The organism is Microvirga rosea (genome assembly GCF_020595095.1).
Lineage (GTDB): Bacteria > Pseudomonadota > Alphaproteobacteria > Rhizobiales > Beijerinckiaceae > Microvirga > Microvirga rosea.
In genome coordinates this window covers 114,266-129,814 of sequence record NZ_JAJDOP010000002.1, presented here as the reverse complement: position 1 = coordinate 129,814, position 15,549 = coordinate 114,266, and the positions used below count along the sequence as shown (strand labels likewise).

Genomic DNA, 15,549 nt, shown 5'->3' with positions numbered 1-15,549 from the left:
CTTCGAAATGCCCCGAAGGGATGCGGGTCAATCCGTCCACGATACGTCGGTGACGTCGTTTGCCGGAACCGGCGAGTTCTCCCAGAGGCCTTTCAGCTTCGCATTCCACACCCCGAGCTTGGGGAGCTGGAACAGGAAAAGTGCCGGAACGTCTTCTGCCAGGATCTTTTGCGCCTCCGCGTATTTGGCAAACCGCGCATTCTCGCCGGTCGTTTTGCCTGCTTCGGCGATTAAGGCCTTGAACTTGTCGTTCTTGTAATTGAAGTAATAGTTGTCCCGCGCGAAAATATCGATGTCGAGCGGCTCCGTGTGAGCCACGATGGTGACGTCGTAATCCTTGTTCTTGAAGACTTCTTCGATCCATTTCGCCGGAAACTCGGTCGGGATGATCTTCAGATCGACGCCGACCTCCGCGAACATGGCGGCAAGGAGTTCCGCCGAACGGCTCGCGTAGGCCATCTGCGGTGCCTTGATCGTGATCGACAGGCCGTTTCCGTAACCCGCTTCGGCAAGCAGCGCCTTGGCCTTCTCGGGGTCGTAAGGAATGACGGCCGTCATATCGACGAAGGCCGGATGGTTGGGGGAGAAGAAGCTCCCGATCGGTTGTCCGTAGCCGGAATATGCGCCTTCGACGAGGGCTTTCCTGTCGACCGCATGCATGAGCGCGCGGCGGACACGCGCATCGTCGAACGGCTTTTTCGCATTGTTCATGCCGGCCACGATCTCGCCCTCGGTGTTGCCGGCGACCGCTGTGAAGCGCGCGTCCTTCTTCAACTCGCTGAACAGCTCAGGTGCGCTCAAATTCGGGAATGCGTCGAGGTCGCCCGCCTTCAGCGCCGCCACTTGCGCCTGCGGATCGTTGATGAACCGGAACGTCACGGTCTCAAGCTTGGTCTTGTCCGTCTGCCAGTAATCCGGATTGCGCACGAGCTCGACACGATCGCCCCGGGTCCAGGACTTGAACTTGAAGGGGCCGGTGCCGACAGGGCTGGCTTTATTGTTCTCCGCAGTCTCGGGGGCGACGATCACCGCATCGCCCCAGCCGAGATAGTAGAGAAAGTTGCCGGAGGTTTCCTTCAGCCTGATCACCACCGTGGCCGGATCCGGCGTCTCGACGGACGCGATGGGAGCGAAAATCTGCTTCTGCGCGTTGGTGGAGGTCGGCGCGCGCGCCCGGTCGAAGGCGAATTTCACGTCGGCGGAATCGAAGGTCGAGCCGTCGTGAAACTTCACGCCCGATTGAAGATGGAACGTATAGGTCAGGCCGTCAGGCGAGATGTCCCAACGCTTCGCCAGAAGAGGCTGCACCTTGCCGTCCTGGTCGATTCTCACCAGCCCTTCGTAGAGGTTCGCCCAGGTGACCTCGCGGATCGCCACAGGTGCCGCCACGGTCGGATCGAGTCCCGGCGGCTCGATGGGCATGCCGATTACCAGAGAGGTCTTCGCCGCAAGCGCCGGGCTGAAGCTGGCGGAGATGATGAGGGCGGCGGCCAGAAAGCGCTTCGACATGTGACGATGTCCCATCCGGTGTAATGACGAGCAAGCTCGGGTGAGGCAGCTTAGACGCACTCGATTGCCGGATGGAAGATGTCTTGTGGCCATTCCGGACCGAAGGCGGCCCGGAATGGCTGGAATCGGCTTAAATGCAACGTCCGCCGTCGACTTCGAGAACGACGCCGGTGATCATGCTGGCCTCGTCGGAGGCAAGATAAAGGGCCGCATTGGCGATGTCCTCGGGCTTGGAGAACCGGCCCAGGGGAATCGAGTTGATGAATTGCTCACGCTTCTGCGGCGTGTCTTCGCCCATGAAAGTGGCCAGAAGCGGCGTCTCGCCCGCGACGGGAGCAAGCGCGCAGACGCGAATCCGGTCAGGCGCAAGCTCCACGGCCATCGATTTGCTGATGAGGTGAACGGCGCCCTTGGTGCCGTTGTACCAGGTCAGCCCCGGGCGAGGGCGGATGCCCGCCGTCGAACCGACATTGATGAACACGCCGCCACCCTGGCCGCGCATGACCGGGACGGCCGCCTGGGCGAAGAGGTAGATCGATTTGACGTTGACCGCGAAGACCCGGTCGAACTCCTCCTCGTCCACTTCCAGCATCGGCCTGTTCCGATGGCTGATCCCCGCGTTGTTGACGACGATATCGAGCCGGCCGAACGCATCGACCGTTTTCTGAACGGCCGCCTTCACATCCGCCGTCTTCGACACGTCCGCCGCAAGACCCAGAGCGGAGGCTCCGACCTGATGGGCGGCTGCCTTGGCGGCCTCTTCCTTGATGTCGACGATGGCGACTTTCGCGCCTTCCGCGGCGAACTTTTCCGCAATGCCCAAGCCGAAGCCGGAGCCGGCGCCCGTGACGAGCGCCACCTTGCCTTCAAGGCGTTTCATGATTCTTCCCCTGATGTGCTGATGCCGGACTTATCCGTGCGCGATAACGAGAGTCCGGGTGGTCGTAAATTCCACAAGTCCCTCGAAGCCCTTTTCACGGCCGTGGCCCGAGCGCCCGAAACCGCCGAACGGCAGTTCGATGCCTCCCCCCGCACCGTAGCAATTCACGAAAACCTGACCCGCCCGCATGGCGCGGCCGACCCGGGTCGAGCGCATGGCGTCCCGGGTCCAGACACCGGCAACGAGCCCATAGGCGGTGCCGTTGGCGAGCCGGACCGCCTCGGCCTCGTCCTCGAACGGCGTGGCGACGAGAACCGGGCCGAAGACCTCCTCCTGGGAGAGGATGCTCTGATGGGGGACAGGCGCGAAAAATGCGGGCGCCACGTAGTAGCCGCCCTCCGGAACGTCCGCCGCGATGGTGCCGGACGCCGCGATGCTCAGGCCCTCGCCCTGGCCGCGCTCCAGATAGGTCTGGACGCGGCGCTGCTGCGCCTGGTTGATCATCGGGCCGAGGTCGGGATCGCGGTCGGGGCGTCCGGCCTTCAGGGTCTGGAAACGCTCCGAGACCGCAGTCACCACCTTGTCGAAGATCCCGCGCTGGATCAGCAGCCGGCTGCCGGCAGAGCAGGTCTGCCCGCCGTTCTGGATGATGGCGTTGACGAGGGTCGGGAGCGCCCGTTCGAGATCGGCGTCATCGAACACGACCTGCGCGGATTTTCCGCCCAGCTCGAGGGTGACGCCCACATGATTCTGGGCCGCCGCCGTCTGGACGGCCGTTCCCGTTTCGGGGCTGCCCGTGAAGGACAGGAAATCGATCCCCGGGTGAGCGGAGAGGGCGGAGCCGGCCGTTCGCCCGAGGCCCGTGACCACGTTGAGCGCCCCGTCCGGAAAGCCGACCTTCTGTGCGATGGCGGCGACGTGCAGGATCGTGAGGGATGCATCCTCCGCGGGCTTCACGACAGTTGCGTTGCCGGCCGCGAGCGCAGCGCCGACCGACCGGCCGAAAATCTGCATCGGATAGTTCCAGGGCACGATGTGACCGGTCACGCCGTGGGGAACGCGCTCGACGCCGATGAAATGCGTCGTCAGATAGGGAATGACGTCGCCGTGCAGCTTGTCCGCGGCGCTGCCGTAGAACTCGAGATAGCGGGCGAGGGCCACCGCGTCCGCTCTCGCCTGGCGCAGGGGCTTGCCGTTGTCGCGGCTTTCCAGGGCCGCAAGGGCGTCCGCGTCGGCCTCGACGGCGGCGGCGAGCTTGATGAGAAGACGGCCGCGCTCGGTGGCCGTCAGCCGCGACCATTCTCCCTCAAAAGCGGTTCTGGCGGCGCGGACGGCGTCGTCGATATCCTGCTTCGTGCCGGATGCGATGCGGGCGAAGACCCGGCCGTCAACAGGGGAGAAAACGTCCAGCATCTCGCCGTTCGAGGCCGGAACCGACCGACCTCCGATAAGATGGCGGTGCACCATGTCCGGTGCGATTGTCGTGCTGACCTGATCGTTCACGTCGGCTTCCTCCTCAAGTCATTCTCTGCATGCCCGGCACGGCGGCCAGGAGCTGGCGTGTATAGGGATTCTGGGGTGCGGCGAAGAGTTGCGCGGTTTCCGCCAATTCCACAATCCGGCCTTTTTGCATGACTGCCACGCGATCGCAGATCTGCGCCGCCACCCTCAGATCGTGGGTGATGAACAGAATGGCGAGCCCCAATTCCTTCTGCAGGTTGCGGATCAGCGTCAGGATGTCCGCCTGCACCGACACGTCGAGGGCCGAGACGGCTTCATCGGCGACCAGGACGTCGGGGCGCATGGCGAGCGCCCGGGCGATCCCGATCCTTTGACGCTGTCCGCCCGAGAATTCGTGCGGATACCGATCCGCGGCCTGCTCGGGCAATCCGACGGTTGCGAGGAGGGCGCGGGTGCGGGCAAGAGCCTCCTCCGGCTTCTCGCCCTGCATGATGGGCCCTTCGGAAATGATATGGCCGACGGTGCGCCGTGGGTTCAGGGACGTGAAGGGATCCTGGAAAACGATCTGGATCTTGCGGCGGTGGGGACGCAGCTCCCGTTGCGACAGATCGCTGAACGGGAGCTCGCCGATTCCGATCCGGCCCTGGTCCGGTTCTATCAGCCGCAGGACGCAGCGCCCGACCGTGGATTTTCCTGAACCGGATTCTCCGACGAGTCCCAAGGTTTCACCGCGCCTGATATCGAAGCTCACCGCGTCCGCGGCCTGAACTTTGCGGTTTTTCTTGAAAAAGCCTCGCCCGCCATAGGTCTTCGTCAGGGACTCGACCTTCAGGAGGATCGGGCTCCCCTGCAGCGGCTTGGCCGGAGGAGGGGTGAGCGACGGCACCGCCGCGAGCAGGCGTTGCGTGTAGGGGTGCTGGGGGCGCCTGAGAACGTCCTCCACCGGTCCTTGCTCGACCAGCTGCCCCTGCTGCAGCACGGCCACCCGGTCGGCGATTTCCGCCACGACGCCGAAATCGTGCGTGATGAACAGAACCGCCGTTCCTTTCTTGCGCCGGAGATTGTCGATCAGCCGGAGAACCTGCGCCTGGGTCGTGACGTCGAGGGCGGTCGTCGGCTCGTCGGTGATGAGCAGCTTGGGCTCCAGCGCCAAAGCCATCGCGATCATGACCCTCTGGCGCTGGCCTCCTGAAAGCTCGTGCGGATAAGCGCGGGCAATGAGTTCCGGCTGAGGAAGGTTGACCTCGGTCAGAAGCTCCAGCGTCCGCTTCTCGCGCTCGGCCTGGCTGAGAAGCCCGTGAGCCCGAAAGGTCTCGGCAATCTGGTCCGTGATGCGCATGACCGGGTTGAGAGAGGTCATCGGTTCCTGAAAGACCGTTCCGACCTCGCGTCCCCGGAGATCGCACCATCCTGCCTCGTTCAACGACAGGATGTCGGTTCCGGCCAGCCTGATGGAACCCGAGAGGACCTGCACGCCGTTCGGCAGCAGCCCGATGGTGGCCATGGCGGTCATCGATTTGCCCGAGCCGGACTCGCCGACGACGCAGAGGGTTTCACCCTGCCCGATGGAAAGGGAGAGGTTCTGGATGGCATATTGCCGGTCGGCGAGCCGGGGCAGCCCGATGGAAAGGTTCTCGATCGACAGAACCGGAGAGCCTTTCAGCATCATTCTCATTCCTTTTTGAAACTTGCCGGCGGGCAGGGGTGCGGGCCGGTTCGCCCATCCTCGCCATATGATCCGTCCCGTCAATCCATGGTTCTGTCGAAGCCGGTGGACCTTCCTCCATTGAGGAATATCGCGGCTCCGCCATATTCTCGGGTTCCAACGACGGAGTTTGCCCAGTTTTGCAGAGCCTTGCCATCCCGGTCGGCGACGAAACCTTGTTCCGAAGCTTCACGTCGCTCCGTCACGCTTCGCAGGAAAAGGGACCGCTTTCCGTCGCGCGGCGCATGGAAGTCCTCGACGAACTGGCAAAAGCGCTTCTGCGGCGTAGCGACGATATGGCGGAGGCAGTCCGGACAGATTTCGGACATCGCTCGGTTCACGAGACCAGGCTCGCGGATCTTTTTCCCGTCGTTTCAGGGCTGCGCCATGCGCGCCGCCACCTGCGCAAGTGGATCAAGCCGCGACGGCGGCCCATCAGCATGATGTTTCGGCCCGCTTCCGGCGAGGTGATCCATCAGCCGCTGGGAGTTGTCGGGATCATCGGTCCTTGGAACTATCCGGTTCAGCTGACTCTCGGCCCTCTCATAGGCGCGATCGCAGCCGGAAACCGGGTGATGATCAAACCGTCGGAGTTCACGCCGTCCACGGCCGCTCTGATCGCCAGCATCGTCGAAGAGGTCTTCGACCCGGATGAAGTACGTGTGGTGCAAGGAGGCGCCGATGTTGCAAGAGCATTCGCCGGCCTTGCCTTCGATCACCTGTTGTTTACGGGCTCCACGTCCGTGGGGCGGCAGGTCATGCGCGCGGCGGCCGACAATCTCGTGCCGGTCACGCTGGAGCTGGGCGGAAAATCGCCGGCCATCGTTGCGCCTGACTTTCCCGTCGAGAGGGCGGCCGAGCGCATCGCGGTCGGGAAACTCTTCAATGCCGGCCAAACCTGCATCGCGCCGGATTACGCACTCGTTCCCCGTCATCTCGAGGCGGCCTTCATCGACGCTTTCGCCACGGCCGCGCTACGTCTTTATCCGACCATCGCAGACAATCCCGATTACACGGCCATCATCAACGAGCGGCACCTCAAGCGACTGACGCAGCTTGTGGACGATGCATGCACCCGCGGTGCGATACTGCGAGAGATCTATTCGACTGGAGGCGCGATCGAGCGGCACGCCGGTAAAATGGCTCCCGTGCTGCTTTCCTCCGTGCCGGAAGAAGCGGCAGTCATGCAGGAGGAGATCTTCGGTCCGGTTCTTCCGATCGTCGCCTACGATACGTTGGAGGAGGCGTACGCCTTCATCAATGCGCGTCCTCGACCGCTGGCGCTTTATCTTTTCAGCCACGACAGGACGATCGTCGACCGGACTCTCGCACGAACGGTATCGGGTGGCGTCGCGGTCAACGACACATTGCTTCACTGCGTTCAGGAAGAACTTCCGTTCGGCGGCGTCGGTGCGAGCGGCATGGGGACCTATCACGGAGAGGCCGGCTTCAGGACTTTCAGTCATGCAAAGTCCGTCTTTCACCAGGCTCGCTTCAACGGCAGCGGCCTGACAAAGCCGCCCTACGGCCGGATGGTGGAACGTCTTCTCGGCCTTGTCCTGCGATGATCAGTCCAAGGGGATCAGGAATTCGTAGACGATCCCTGACCGCTCGAAGTCGATTGTCATGCGACCGGCCATCTCCCCCTCGATGCTGCGCTTGATGAGGCGTGAGCCAAAGCCTTGGCGCCTGGGAATTTCCGTTGGAGGCCCTCCGGTTTCCTTCCAGGAGAAGCGGAGCATCGACCGGTTTCGCTCGTCCACGCTGACGGACCATTTCAGTTCGACGATCCCCGAAGAGCTGGAAAGCGCTCCATATTTGACCGCATTCGTCACGAGCTCGTGGAGCACCAGGCCGAAATTGATGGCATAGCGGGCCGAAAGCCTCACCCGGGGTCCTTCGAGAAGCACGCGTTCATCACCCTTTTTGCGATAGGGTTCAAGTTCCTGCTCGGCGATGTCCCGGAGGTTGGCTTCGCGCCAGGAGCTCCGCGTCAGGATGTCGTGCGTTTTCGACAACGCCATCAGGCGGCCTTCGAAAGATGCCTTGAAGTTCGACAGATCCGGCGCGGATCGGATGGTCTGGCTCGCAATGGACTGCACCGTCGCGAGGGTGTTTTTGACGCGGTGGTTCAATTCCCCGAGCAGGAAACGCTGCTGGCTTTCAGCCCTCTTGCGTTCCGTAATGTCGTGAAAGATTCCGACAAAAGTGATCGGCCGATCTTCAGCGTCGAAGAACACACGCCCCTTCGCGCTCAGCCACCGCATTTCGCTATCCGGCAGTTGAATGCGGTACTCGTCCTCGTAGTGGCCATCCCCACGAACCGCAGCCCTCATCTTCTTGAGGACGCTTTCGGCATCCTCCGGATGAACGGTGTCCTGCCATTCGGGAACCGTGAGGCTCGTTTTGTGGGCTGGGAGCCCGAGCAGCGCGGCAGCTTGTGCCGAGAGGCCTCCGACGCCGGTCGCGTGATCGTACCACCATGTTCCCATATGGCCCGCTTCCAGAGCGAGGCGAGCCTGTTCCTCGCTGGTCTGGAGTGCCTTCTGGCGCTCCGCGACGTCATCCATCAGATCGTTGAAGGCCTGCGCCAGAATGCGCAGCTCGGCGGGTGCCCCCCGGGGATTGATCCTGGCGTGATAGTTGCCTCGTCGCCAGGCGCGAACCGCGTCGGTCATGGCCTCGAAAGACTTGGTGATGAAGGCGCGGCTCGTCAGCGAAGACAGGGACATGGCGAGCAGAAGGGCAGCGGCGATCAGGACGAAACCGCGCTTGGCCGCCCGGTTGATCGCCTCGAAGGCAGCCTTCCAGGGCAGCCCCAGTGCGACATACATGTCCCGTGGCGGAGCCTTGACCCTCGCAAAACCGACGATCTGCTTGATATCGTCCTGGGTTACCGTCTCTATCGCCTCCGTGCCGCCGCGCTTGACCTGCTCCATGAAGTTCTCGGGGAGTTTGGTCCCGAGAAAGGTGGCATGGGACGGTTCGCGGGCGATGATCGTCCCCGCTGAATCGGCGATTGTCAGGGAGCCGCCTTCCGGCAAGGCGCGAAGCTTGAGATTCTGGCCGAGCCAGTTCAGGTCGAGAGCCGTGACGAGGACACCGCCGAGTTGCCCGTTTTCATTCGGAATGGGGAGCGCCAGGGGCAGGACGGGATGAGGCCCAAGCCCGCCTTCTGGGAATTCAGCCTCATATTGGCCGATCGCGAACCGGCGGCCGGCGAGGACATCCTTGAAATAGCTGCGGTCTTCGAAGGTCCGCTGAGTGCCGACCTGCGCATCCTGACACCGGACGTTCCCTTCCAGATCGAGGGCAGCGAAAGCCAGAAGATGTGGGACCTTTCGTTGCAGGGCCGCGAGATAGATGTCGCAGGCGGGCTTGTCGAACCGGCGGATCAGGTTCGTCTCGTCGACCGCGATCAGGAGACTATGGATACCATCGAACACACGCTCCAGCTCGGAACCGGCGAGCTTCGCCTGACGAAGCACGAGATCGCTGATTTCAGCCTCGCGGGCACGGCGTAGAGAAACCTCCGTGTACGTCCAGATTACGATCGCCGGCAGAACAGAAATCAATGCCAGAAGGAGCAATCGCCTCGTCAGAGTCATGCACAGGTCCAGCTTCTCGACACAAGGGGACCACAAAGATCCCGAAGCGTCCACCCCGCGCAGCTGTTTAGGCGCCTCTCATCTTGCATCTGCCGCTGTGAGGTGTCACGGAGCGTAGATGGCTCCTCCCCTTCTTACCCTTCAGAACATCGCTCTCACTTTCGGCGGCACGCCGCTGATCGAGAGCGCGGAACTCTCGGTGGCTCCCGGCGAGAGGGCGTGCCTCGTCGGCCGCAACGGCTCCGGGAAATCCACTTTGCTCAAAATCGCCGCGGGGCTCATAGAGGCCGACCGGGGGCAGCGCTTCGTCCAGCCGGGCGCTACGATCCGTTATCTGGCGCAGGAGCCCGACCTGAGCGCGTACGAGACGACGCTCGCCTTCGTGGAAGCAGGTTTGAGCCCGAGCGACGATCCGTACCGTGCCCGCTATCTCCTTGAGCAACTGGGGCTCTCGGGCGACGAGCGGCCTGGCCAGCTGTCCGGCGGCGAGGCGAGGCGTGCCGCCCTGGCCCAGGTTCTCGCTCCGTCTCCCGACATTCTCCTGCTGGACGAGCCGACGAACCATCTCGACCTGCCGATCATCGAATGGCTGGAAAGCGAGCTGAAGACCATCCGGTCGGCTCTTGTCCTGATCAGCCACGACCGGCGCTTTCTGGAAAATCTTTCTCAGGCGACCGTCTGGCTCGATCGAGGATTGACCCGCCGGATGGATCGCGGCTTCGCCTCCTTCGAGGCTTGGCGCGACGAGGTCCTCGAGCAGGAGGAGCAGGAGCGCCACAAGCTCGACCGGAAGCTGGTCGCCGAGGCCGATTGGCTGCGCTACGGCGTCACGGCCCGTCGGAAGCGCAATGTCCGAAGGCTCGGCAATCTTTATGCCCTGCGCCAGCAGCGCCGGGAGCAGAAGCGAGCGGTCGGGACCATTTCCATGACCCTCGCCGAGGCCGAGCAATCCGGCACCCTCGTCGTGGAAGGGGAGAAGATCTCCAAATCCTATGGGGAGCGCCCGATCGTCTCCGATCTGTCGATCCGGGTCCTTCGCGGAGACCGGCTCGGCATCGTAGGCCCGAACGGGGCGGGGAAGACCACTCTGATCAACCTCCTGACCGGTGTAATTCCGCCGGACGAGGGAAAAGTTCGCCTGGGAGCCAACCTCCAGATGGTGACCCTCGATCAACGACGGGCGAGCCTCGACCCGAACGCGACCGTCGCGGAAACCCTCACCGGCGGGCGCGGCGACACGGTGACGATCGGCGGCCAGACGAAGCACGTCATCGGCTACATGAAGGACTTTCTGTTCTCGCCCGAACAGGCCCGCACCTCGGTCGGCGTCCTCTCCGGCGGTGAGCGCAATCGCCTCATGCTGGCCCGTGCCCTGGCTCAGCCCTCGAACCTGTTGGTGCTGGACGAACCGACCAACGATCTCGATCTCGAAACCCTGGACCTGCTCCAGGAGATGATCACCGACTATTCGGGCACGGTCATCCTGGTCAGCCATGATCGCGACTTCCTCGACAGAACCGTGAGTTCCGTTCTCGTTGCGGAAGGGACGGGGCGCTGGATCGAGTACGCGGGCGGCTATACGGACATGGTCGCGCAGCGCGGGGAAGGCGTGCAGGCGCGTGTCGTGGAAAAGGATCTGAAGCCGAAGGCCGAGAAGCCGCTGCCAGTGGGGCAGGGGGCTTCGCCCAAGCGCAAGCTGAATTTCAACGAACAGCACGACCTCAAGACGCTTCCGAAGCGTATGGAGGAGCTTGAGGCGAAAATCGCCAAGGTTCAGGAGATCCTGGCCGATCCGGATCTCTACGGGCGCGATCCGGCCCGCTTCCAGAAAGCGATGGATGCTCTCGCAAGCCTTCAAGGGGAACTCAGCGCGGCCGAGGAGCGCTGGCTTGAGCTGGAGATGCTGCGGGAAGAGCTGGAGGGATAGGTTTCCTATCCCCCCGGCAACGTCCGATCAGGCGACGCCCTGTGCCGATCCCAGCCGCAGGGCGGAGACTTGGGCATCCAGGTGTGCCACGAGGTCCGGCGGAAGCTGCATCTGGGCCGTCAATTGCTGGAGATAGGCCTTCTCCTCGGGGGTGTCCGCGTCACCGATGGCGAGCAAGGATGCCACATAGAGTTCCGAGGCCTGCGCCTGCGTTCCGGCCAGCCGTGCGACGGCGGCCGCATCCGCCGGCTTTCCCATCACATCCATGAGGAAACCCTTCTCCTCGGCCCCAAGGCCCAGTTTCTGGATCTGCTCCTGGATCCGGGCGCTTTCCTGGCCGTCGAGATGCCCATCCGATTTCGCCGCCGAGATCATGGCCTGGATGAGGGCGACACCGAACTCGCGCCCGCTGCTGTCCTTTTCCTCGCCGATATGGAAGCCGCTGCCCGATGGAATCTGCTGCGGCAGATTTTCCGGACCCGTGCTGGTTCCAGGGGCCTGCCGGTTCTGCCAGTCCTGGTAAGCCTTCATGGCGACGGCCGACAGAACGGCGAGGCCACCGGCCTTCAGGAGCGACCCGCCCGCTGATCGGCCCGTCTTGGACCCCAGGATCAGTGACAGAAGTGCGCCGCCTGCGAGACCACCCATGCCGCCGGGAATACGGGATGACAGATCACCGAAATTGCCGGGAAGGTTGCCGAAGCCTCCTTGCCCGCCTCCTTGCCCGGGGGATCCTGTTCCGAGAGGCGATTGACCGCGTGCATTCCCCTGATTGTTCAGAAGACCTTCGAGAAGGCTGCCCAGATTCATGTTCGTTCTCCCCTTGCGCCGGCATGCCAAGTGACAAGACAACATGCCCGAAACGGTTCCACGGGGAGGCGCGGCTGATGCCCCGGCTTTGATCAGCGCATGCCTTCGCTCATGAATTCGAGCCTGTTGCCGGAGGGATCTGCCACGTAGAAGCGGCGAATTCCGGGCAGAGCATCATCCCACTCGACGCGATGGCCGGCCGCGATCAGCGCTTCGGCCAAACGATCCACATCATGAACGACGAAGCCCGGATGCGCCTTCCGGGCCGGTTGGAAACCGGTCTCCACACCAAGATGGATCTGCACGTCGTTCCCGGCCCGCAGCCAAAGTCCGCCGCGGGCGGCGAGAGCAGCGGGCTTGTCGATTTCCTCCATGCCCAGCAGACCAATGTAGAACTGCCGGCTCGCATCCTCCATGCCCGCCGGAATGGCCAGCTGGACATGGTCGAGGCGATGGATCACGTCGCCGGCTCCAGAGCCGTCACCGTCTGCTCGATGGCTCCGAAAATCGAATGACCGTGCCGGTCCTTCATCTCGATGCGGACCGTGTCGCCGAAACGGAGGAACGGTGTCTTGGGCTGCCCGCTGACAATGGTCTCGATGGTGCGCTGTTCGGCGATGCAGGAATAACCGACCCCGCCTTCCGCCGCCGGACGGCCGGGGCCGCCGCCCTCGTCCTTGTTCGAAACGGTGCCGGAGCCGATGATCGTCCCGGCTCCGAGCGGTCGCGTTTTCGCCGCATGGGCGATCAAGGTGGGAAAATCGAACGTCATGTCGATGCCCGCATTCGGTTTTCCGAAGGGCTGGCCGTTGACGCTCGAGAAAAGGGGCAGATGGATCTTGCCGCCATCCCACGCCTCGCCGAGTTCGTCGGGAGTGACGGCAATAGGCGAGAAGGCGGAGGATGGTTTTGCCTGGAAGAAGCCAAACCCCTTGGCCAGCTCCGCCGGGATAAGATTACGCAACGATACGTCGTTGACCAGCATGATGAGGCGGATCGCTCGCGCGGCTTCATCGCGCGAGGCGCCCATGGGGACATCGCCGGTAATCACCGCGATTTCGGCCTCGAAGTCGATGCCGTGAGCCTCGTCCATGGCGACGATGGGATCGCGGGGGCCGAGAAAAGTGTCGGAGCCGCCCTGATACATGAGTGGGTCGGTCCAGAAGGAAGCGGGCATTTCGGCGCCGCGCGCTTTCCGAACGAGTTCGACGTGGTTCACATAGGCGGATCCGTCCGCCCATTGGTAAGCACGGGGAAGGGGCGAATCGCAATCGTGTTCATGAAACCGGATCGACGGCACGGAGCCGTGTTCCAGCTGCTCCGACAGGTCCTGCAGCCGTGGGCCAAACCTTTCCCAATCATCAAGGGCTTGCTGCAACGTCGGAACGATGAAAAAAGCGTCCGTTGCGCGGGTGAGGTCCTTCGAGACCACGACGAGGCGGCCGTCACGGCCTTGTTTAAGGGAAGAAAGCTTCATAGCCACCGACCGGGTTGTTATGCTTCACTCAGGTTGCAACGAAACGAATTGCAGGGAAACGCCTATGACGACGATCAACATGAAAAGACGAACCTTTCTGGCGGGGGCCGGACTTGCGGCCGCAGCCGGAACGGTGGCGGCGCCTGCGATTGCACAATCCGCGCCGGAAATCCGCTGGCGCCTGACGTCGAGCTTCCCCAAGTCCCTCGATACGATCTTCGGAACCGCACAGACCTTCGCCAAATACATGGCGGAGGCGACGGACAACAAATTCCAGATCCAGGTTTTCGGGCCGGGCGAAATCGTCGGCGGCCTCCAGGCTCTCGATGCGGTCCAGAACGGGTCGGTCGAATGCGCCCATACACCCGTCTACTATTACATCGGCAAGGAACCCGCGCTCGGCCTCGGGACGGGGCTGCCCTTCAGCCTCAACGCCCGGCAGCAGCAGGCCTGGTGGCACTTCGGGGGCGGCAAGGAAATCATCAACGAGGTTCTGGCCCGCTACGACGTCACGTCCCTGGTATGCGGGAATTCCGGCGCGCAGATGGGCGGCTTCTTCCGTAAGGAGATCAATTCCGTCGATGATCTCAAGGGCCTCAAGTTCCGCGTCGGCGGGCTGGGCGGCATGGTTCTCGCAAAGCTCGGCGTCGTGCCGCAGCAGATCGCGCCGGGCGACGTTTATCCGGCCTTGGAGCGCGGCACCCTCGACGCCGCGGAATTCGTCGGCCCCTATGACGACGAGAAGCTGGGCTTCCTCAAGGTCGCCAAGTACTACTATGCCCCCGGCTGGTGGGAGGGCGGCGCGATGCTGCACCTCGTGATCAACCAGAAGAAGTGGGACGAGCTGCCGAAGAACTACCAGGCCATCATGGCCCAAGCCTCGGAAGCCGCGAACAACTGGATGCTCGGCAAGTACGATGCCGTGAACGGCCCGGCCCTGCGCCGGATGGTGGCGAACGGCGCGGAACTGCGCACCTTCTCCCAGCCCATCATGGAGGCGTCGCTGAAGGCCGCGAACGAACTCTATGCCGAACTGTCCGCCAAGAATCCGGACTTCAAGAAAGGCTATGATTCGATGGTGGCGTACCGCAACGATGTGTTGCCCTGGTGGCAGCTCAACGAATACGCGTTCGACACCTTCATGATCCGCACGCGCGGACGAGCATAGCCTCGAAAAGACGATGCCGGACCAGAGCAGGGCGCCGTGAGGTTCGCTCAACAGGGTCGGATGGTGCTGCCGGGCGCACTGGCAGCACTTCTTTTTGTCGCGACGGTCGGAAGCTTCCTCGGCGCTTGGTCGTGGCGACTGGATCTTCTGTCGCATTTCCGGCCCCAGCTCGTCGTCTTCGGCATGGTTTGCTCCGCCGTGGCGATCGTGCTGCGGTCCAGGATTGCCCTGGTGCTGAGTCTTGTCCTGACGGTCGTTAACGCCGTACCCCTGGCACCTTACGTGTCGGGGGCGCAGGCCGAGGGCAACCGCGGCGCCGATGCGCACGATCGCATTCGTGTCATGACGTTCAACATGCATGGCACGAACACCGATCTTGCTGCCCTTCGGCGTTTGATCGACAGGGAGGGGCCGGACGTCATTCTGCTGGAGGAGGCGCCGTCGGGTGCTGATTTCCTCCAGAAGCTTGAAGAGCGGTACCCTTACCGTGTCGCCGAACATGAAGGCATTCCGCTGGATGTCGTGTTCATCAGCCGCTGGAAGCCGCTCACATGGTCGGTTGATCGCAGCGTTGCGCGGTTTCGGTCGGTTCTGGCGGCCCGTTTGTGCGACCCGGACACGGCGATGCGATGTCTGACCTTTATCGGACTTCATGCGGACCAACCCTTTGACGAGGGTGCAAGGCGCCAGCAGAGCCAGCTCGCGATTGCCGCACGGCACATTCTCGCCGCCCCGGACGATGCCGTCCTCGTCATGGGAGATCTCAACATGACCCCCTGGTCCAACACGTTTCGGTCATTCGTCGATCAAACGGGCCTTTACGACACGACCAGGTCGAGGGGGATTTCAGGCACATGGAATTCCAGCTCCCCTCTGTTCGGGCTCCCGATCGATCACATCCTGATCGGTGCCGGCCTTCAGGTCGTCCGCATTCGAACCGCTGAAGACCTTGGATCGGATCATTTGCCGCTCATCGCCGAACTTGCCTTCAAGGCTCGCTGAGC

At 63.1% G+C, this 15,549-nt stretch carries 12 protein-coding genes; 4 read left to right on the top strand and 8 right to left on the bottom strand.

Annotated features, from left to right (window positions below; genetic code table 11):
* Positions 1-27: 27 nt before the first annotated feature.
* The 4 genes from LJD17_RS04895 to LJD17_RS04880 form a co-directional block, all read right to left on the bottom strand.
* Positions 28-1,509, bottom strand: coding sequence for an ABC transporter substrate-binding protein (locus tag LJD17_RS04895; RefSeq protein WP_227383040.1), 1,482 nt, complete (start codon positions 1,507-1,509; stop codon positions 28-30).
* A 130-nt stretch (positions 1,510-1,639) separates the two neighbouring features.
* Positions 1,640-2,389, bottom strand: coding sequence for an SDR family oxidoreductase (locus LJD17_RS04890; RefSeq protein WP_227383039.1), 750 nt, complete (start codon positions 2,387-2,389; stop codon positions 1,640-1,642).
* 30 nt (positions 2,390-2,419) lie between these two features.
* Positions 2,420-3,892, bottom strand: a complete 1,473-nt coding sequence (locus LJD17_RS04885; RefSeq protein ID WP_406600762.1) for an aldehyde dehydrogenase family protein — start codon at positions 3,890-3,892, stop codon at positions 2,420-2,422.
* 13 nt (positions 3,893-3,905) lie between these two features.
* Positions 3,906-5,519 carry an ABC transporter ATP-binding protein gene (locus LJD17_RS04880; RefSeq protein ID WP_227383038.1) on the bottom strand — a complete coding sequence of 538 codons (1,614 nt, stop codon included), beginning with the start codon at positions 5,517-5,519 and terminating at the stop codon, positions 3,906-3,908.
* A 176-nt stretch (positions 5,520-5,695) separates the two neighbouring features.
* On the opposite strand from LJD17_RS04880, the gene LJD17_RS04875 reads away from it, so the two are divergent.
* Complete coding sequence (locus LJD17_RS04875; protein WP_227383037.1) at positions 5,696-7,123, top strand: coniferyl aldehyde dehydrogenase; 1,428 nt, start codon at positions 5,696-5,698, stop codon at positions 7,121-7,123.
* Here the strand turns inward: LJD17_RS04875 and LJD17_RS04870 are convergent, their stop codons facing one another.
* A complete protein-coding gene (locus LJD17_RS04870) occupies positions 7,124-9,163 on the bottom strand; it encodes a sensor histidine kinase (protein WP_227383036.1) in 2,040 nt (679 codons plus the stop codon). It abuts the gene before it with no gap.
* A gap of 118 nt (positions 9,164-9,281) precedes the next feature.
* On the opposite strand from LJD17_RS04870, the gene LJD17_RS04865 reads away from it, so the two are divergent.
* On the top strand, positions 9,282-11,090 hold the full coding sequence (locus LJD17_RS04865; RefSeq protein ID WP_227383035.1) for an ABC-F family ATP-binding cassette domain-containing protein: 1,809 nt from the start codon (positions 9,282-9,284) through the stop codon (positions 11,088-11,090).
* Between the two features lie 27 nt (positions 11,091-11,117).
* Here the strand turns inward: LJD17_RS04865 and LJD17_RS04860 are convergent, their stop codons facing one another.
* The 3 genes from LJD17_RS04860 to LJD17_RS04850 all read right to left on the bottom strand — a co-directional run bounded on the left by LJD17_RS04860 (position 11,118) and on the right by LJD17_RS04850 (position 13,377).
* The gene (locus tag LJD17_RS04860) at positions 11,118-11,900 is read right to left on the bottom strand and encodes a tellurite resistance TerB family protein (RefSeq protein ID WP_227383034.1); all 783 of its coding nucleotides are present in this window, start codon (positions 11,898-11,900) and stop codon (positions 11,118-11,120) included.
* Positions 11,901-11,992: 92 nt separating this feature from the next.
* Positions 11,993-12,361: a VOC family protein gene (locus LJD17_RS04855; protein ID WP_227383033.1), complete on the bottom strand. Its 369-nt coding sequence runs from the start codon at positions 12,359-12,361 to the stop codon at positions 11,993-11,995.
* Complete coding sequence (locus LJD17_RS04850) at positions 12,358-13,377, bottom strand: fumarylacetoacetate hydrolase family protein (RefSeq protein ID WP_227383032.1); 1,020 nt, start codon at positions 13,375-13,377, stop codon at positions 12,358-12,360. The genes LJD17_RS04855 and LJD17_RS04850 overlap by 4 nt, the downstream gene beginning before the upstream one ends.
* Before the next feature lie 79 nt (positions 13,378-13,456).
* Here LJD17_RS04850 and LJD17_RS04845 point away from each other — a divergent pair, with 79 nt between their 5' ends.
* Both LJD17_RS04845 and LJD17_RS04840 read left to right on the top strand, forming a co-directional pair.
* Positions 13,457-14,545 carry a TRAP transporter substrate-binding protein gene (locus tag LJD17_RS04845; RefSeq protein WP_227383647.1) on the top strand — a complete coding sequence of 363 codons (1,089 nt, stop codon included), beginning with the start codon at positions 13,457-13,459 and terminating at the stop codon, positions 14,543-14,545.
* A gap of 36 nt (positions 14,546-14,581) precedes the next feature.
* Positions 14,582-15,547, top strand: a complete 966-nt coding sequence (locus LJD17_RS04840) for an endonuclease/exonuclease/phosphatase family protein (protein WP_227383031.1) — start codon at positions 14,582-14,584, stop codon at positions 15,545-15,547.
* The last annotated feature ends 2 nt before the right edge of the window (positions 15,548-15,549 follow it).

Bases quoted from the DNA above. Each gene is read 5' to 3' on its own strand.
- LJD17_RS04860 (WP_227383034.1), bottom strand. From the start codon at position 11,900: ATGAATCTGGGCAGCCTTCTCGAAGGTCTTCTGAACAATCAGGGGAAT.
- LJD17_RS04890 (WP_227383039.1), bottom strand. From the start codon at position 2,389: ATGAAACGCCTTGAAGGCAAGGTGGCGCTCGTCACGGGCGCCGGCTCC.
- LJD17_RS04845 (WP_227383647.1), top strand. From the start codon at position 13,457: ATGAAAAGACGAACCTTTCTGGCGGGGGCCGGACTTGCGGCCGCAGCC.
- LJD17_RS04850 (WP_227383032.1), bottom strand. From the start codon at position 13,377: ATGAAGCTTTCTTCCCTTAAACAAGGCCGTGACGGCCGCCTCGTCGTG.
- LJD17_RS04865 (WP_227383035.1), top strand. From the start codon at position 9,282: ATGGCTCCTCCCCTTCTTACCCTTCAGAACATCGCTCTCACTTTCGGC.
- LJD17_RS04880 (WP_227383038.1), bottom strand. From the start codon at position 5,519: ATGATGCTGAAAGGCTCTCCGGTTCTGTCGATCGAGAACCTTTCCATC.
- LJD17_RS04870 (WP_227383036.1), bottom strand. From the start codon at position 9,163: ATGACTCTGACGAGGCGATTGCTCCTTCTGGCATTGATTTCTGTTCTG.
- LJD17_RS04895 (WP_227383040.1), bottom strand. From the start codon at position 1,509: ATGTCGAAGCGCTTTCTGGCCGCCGCCCTCATCATCTCCGCCAGCTTC.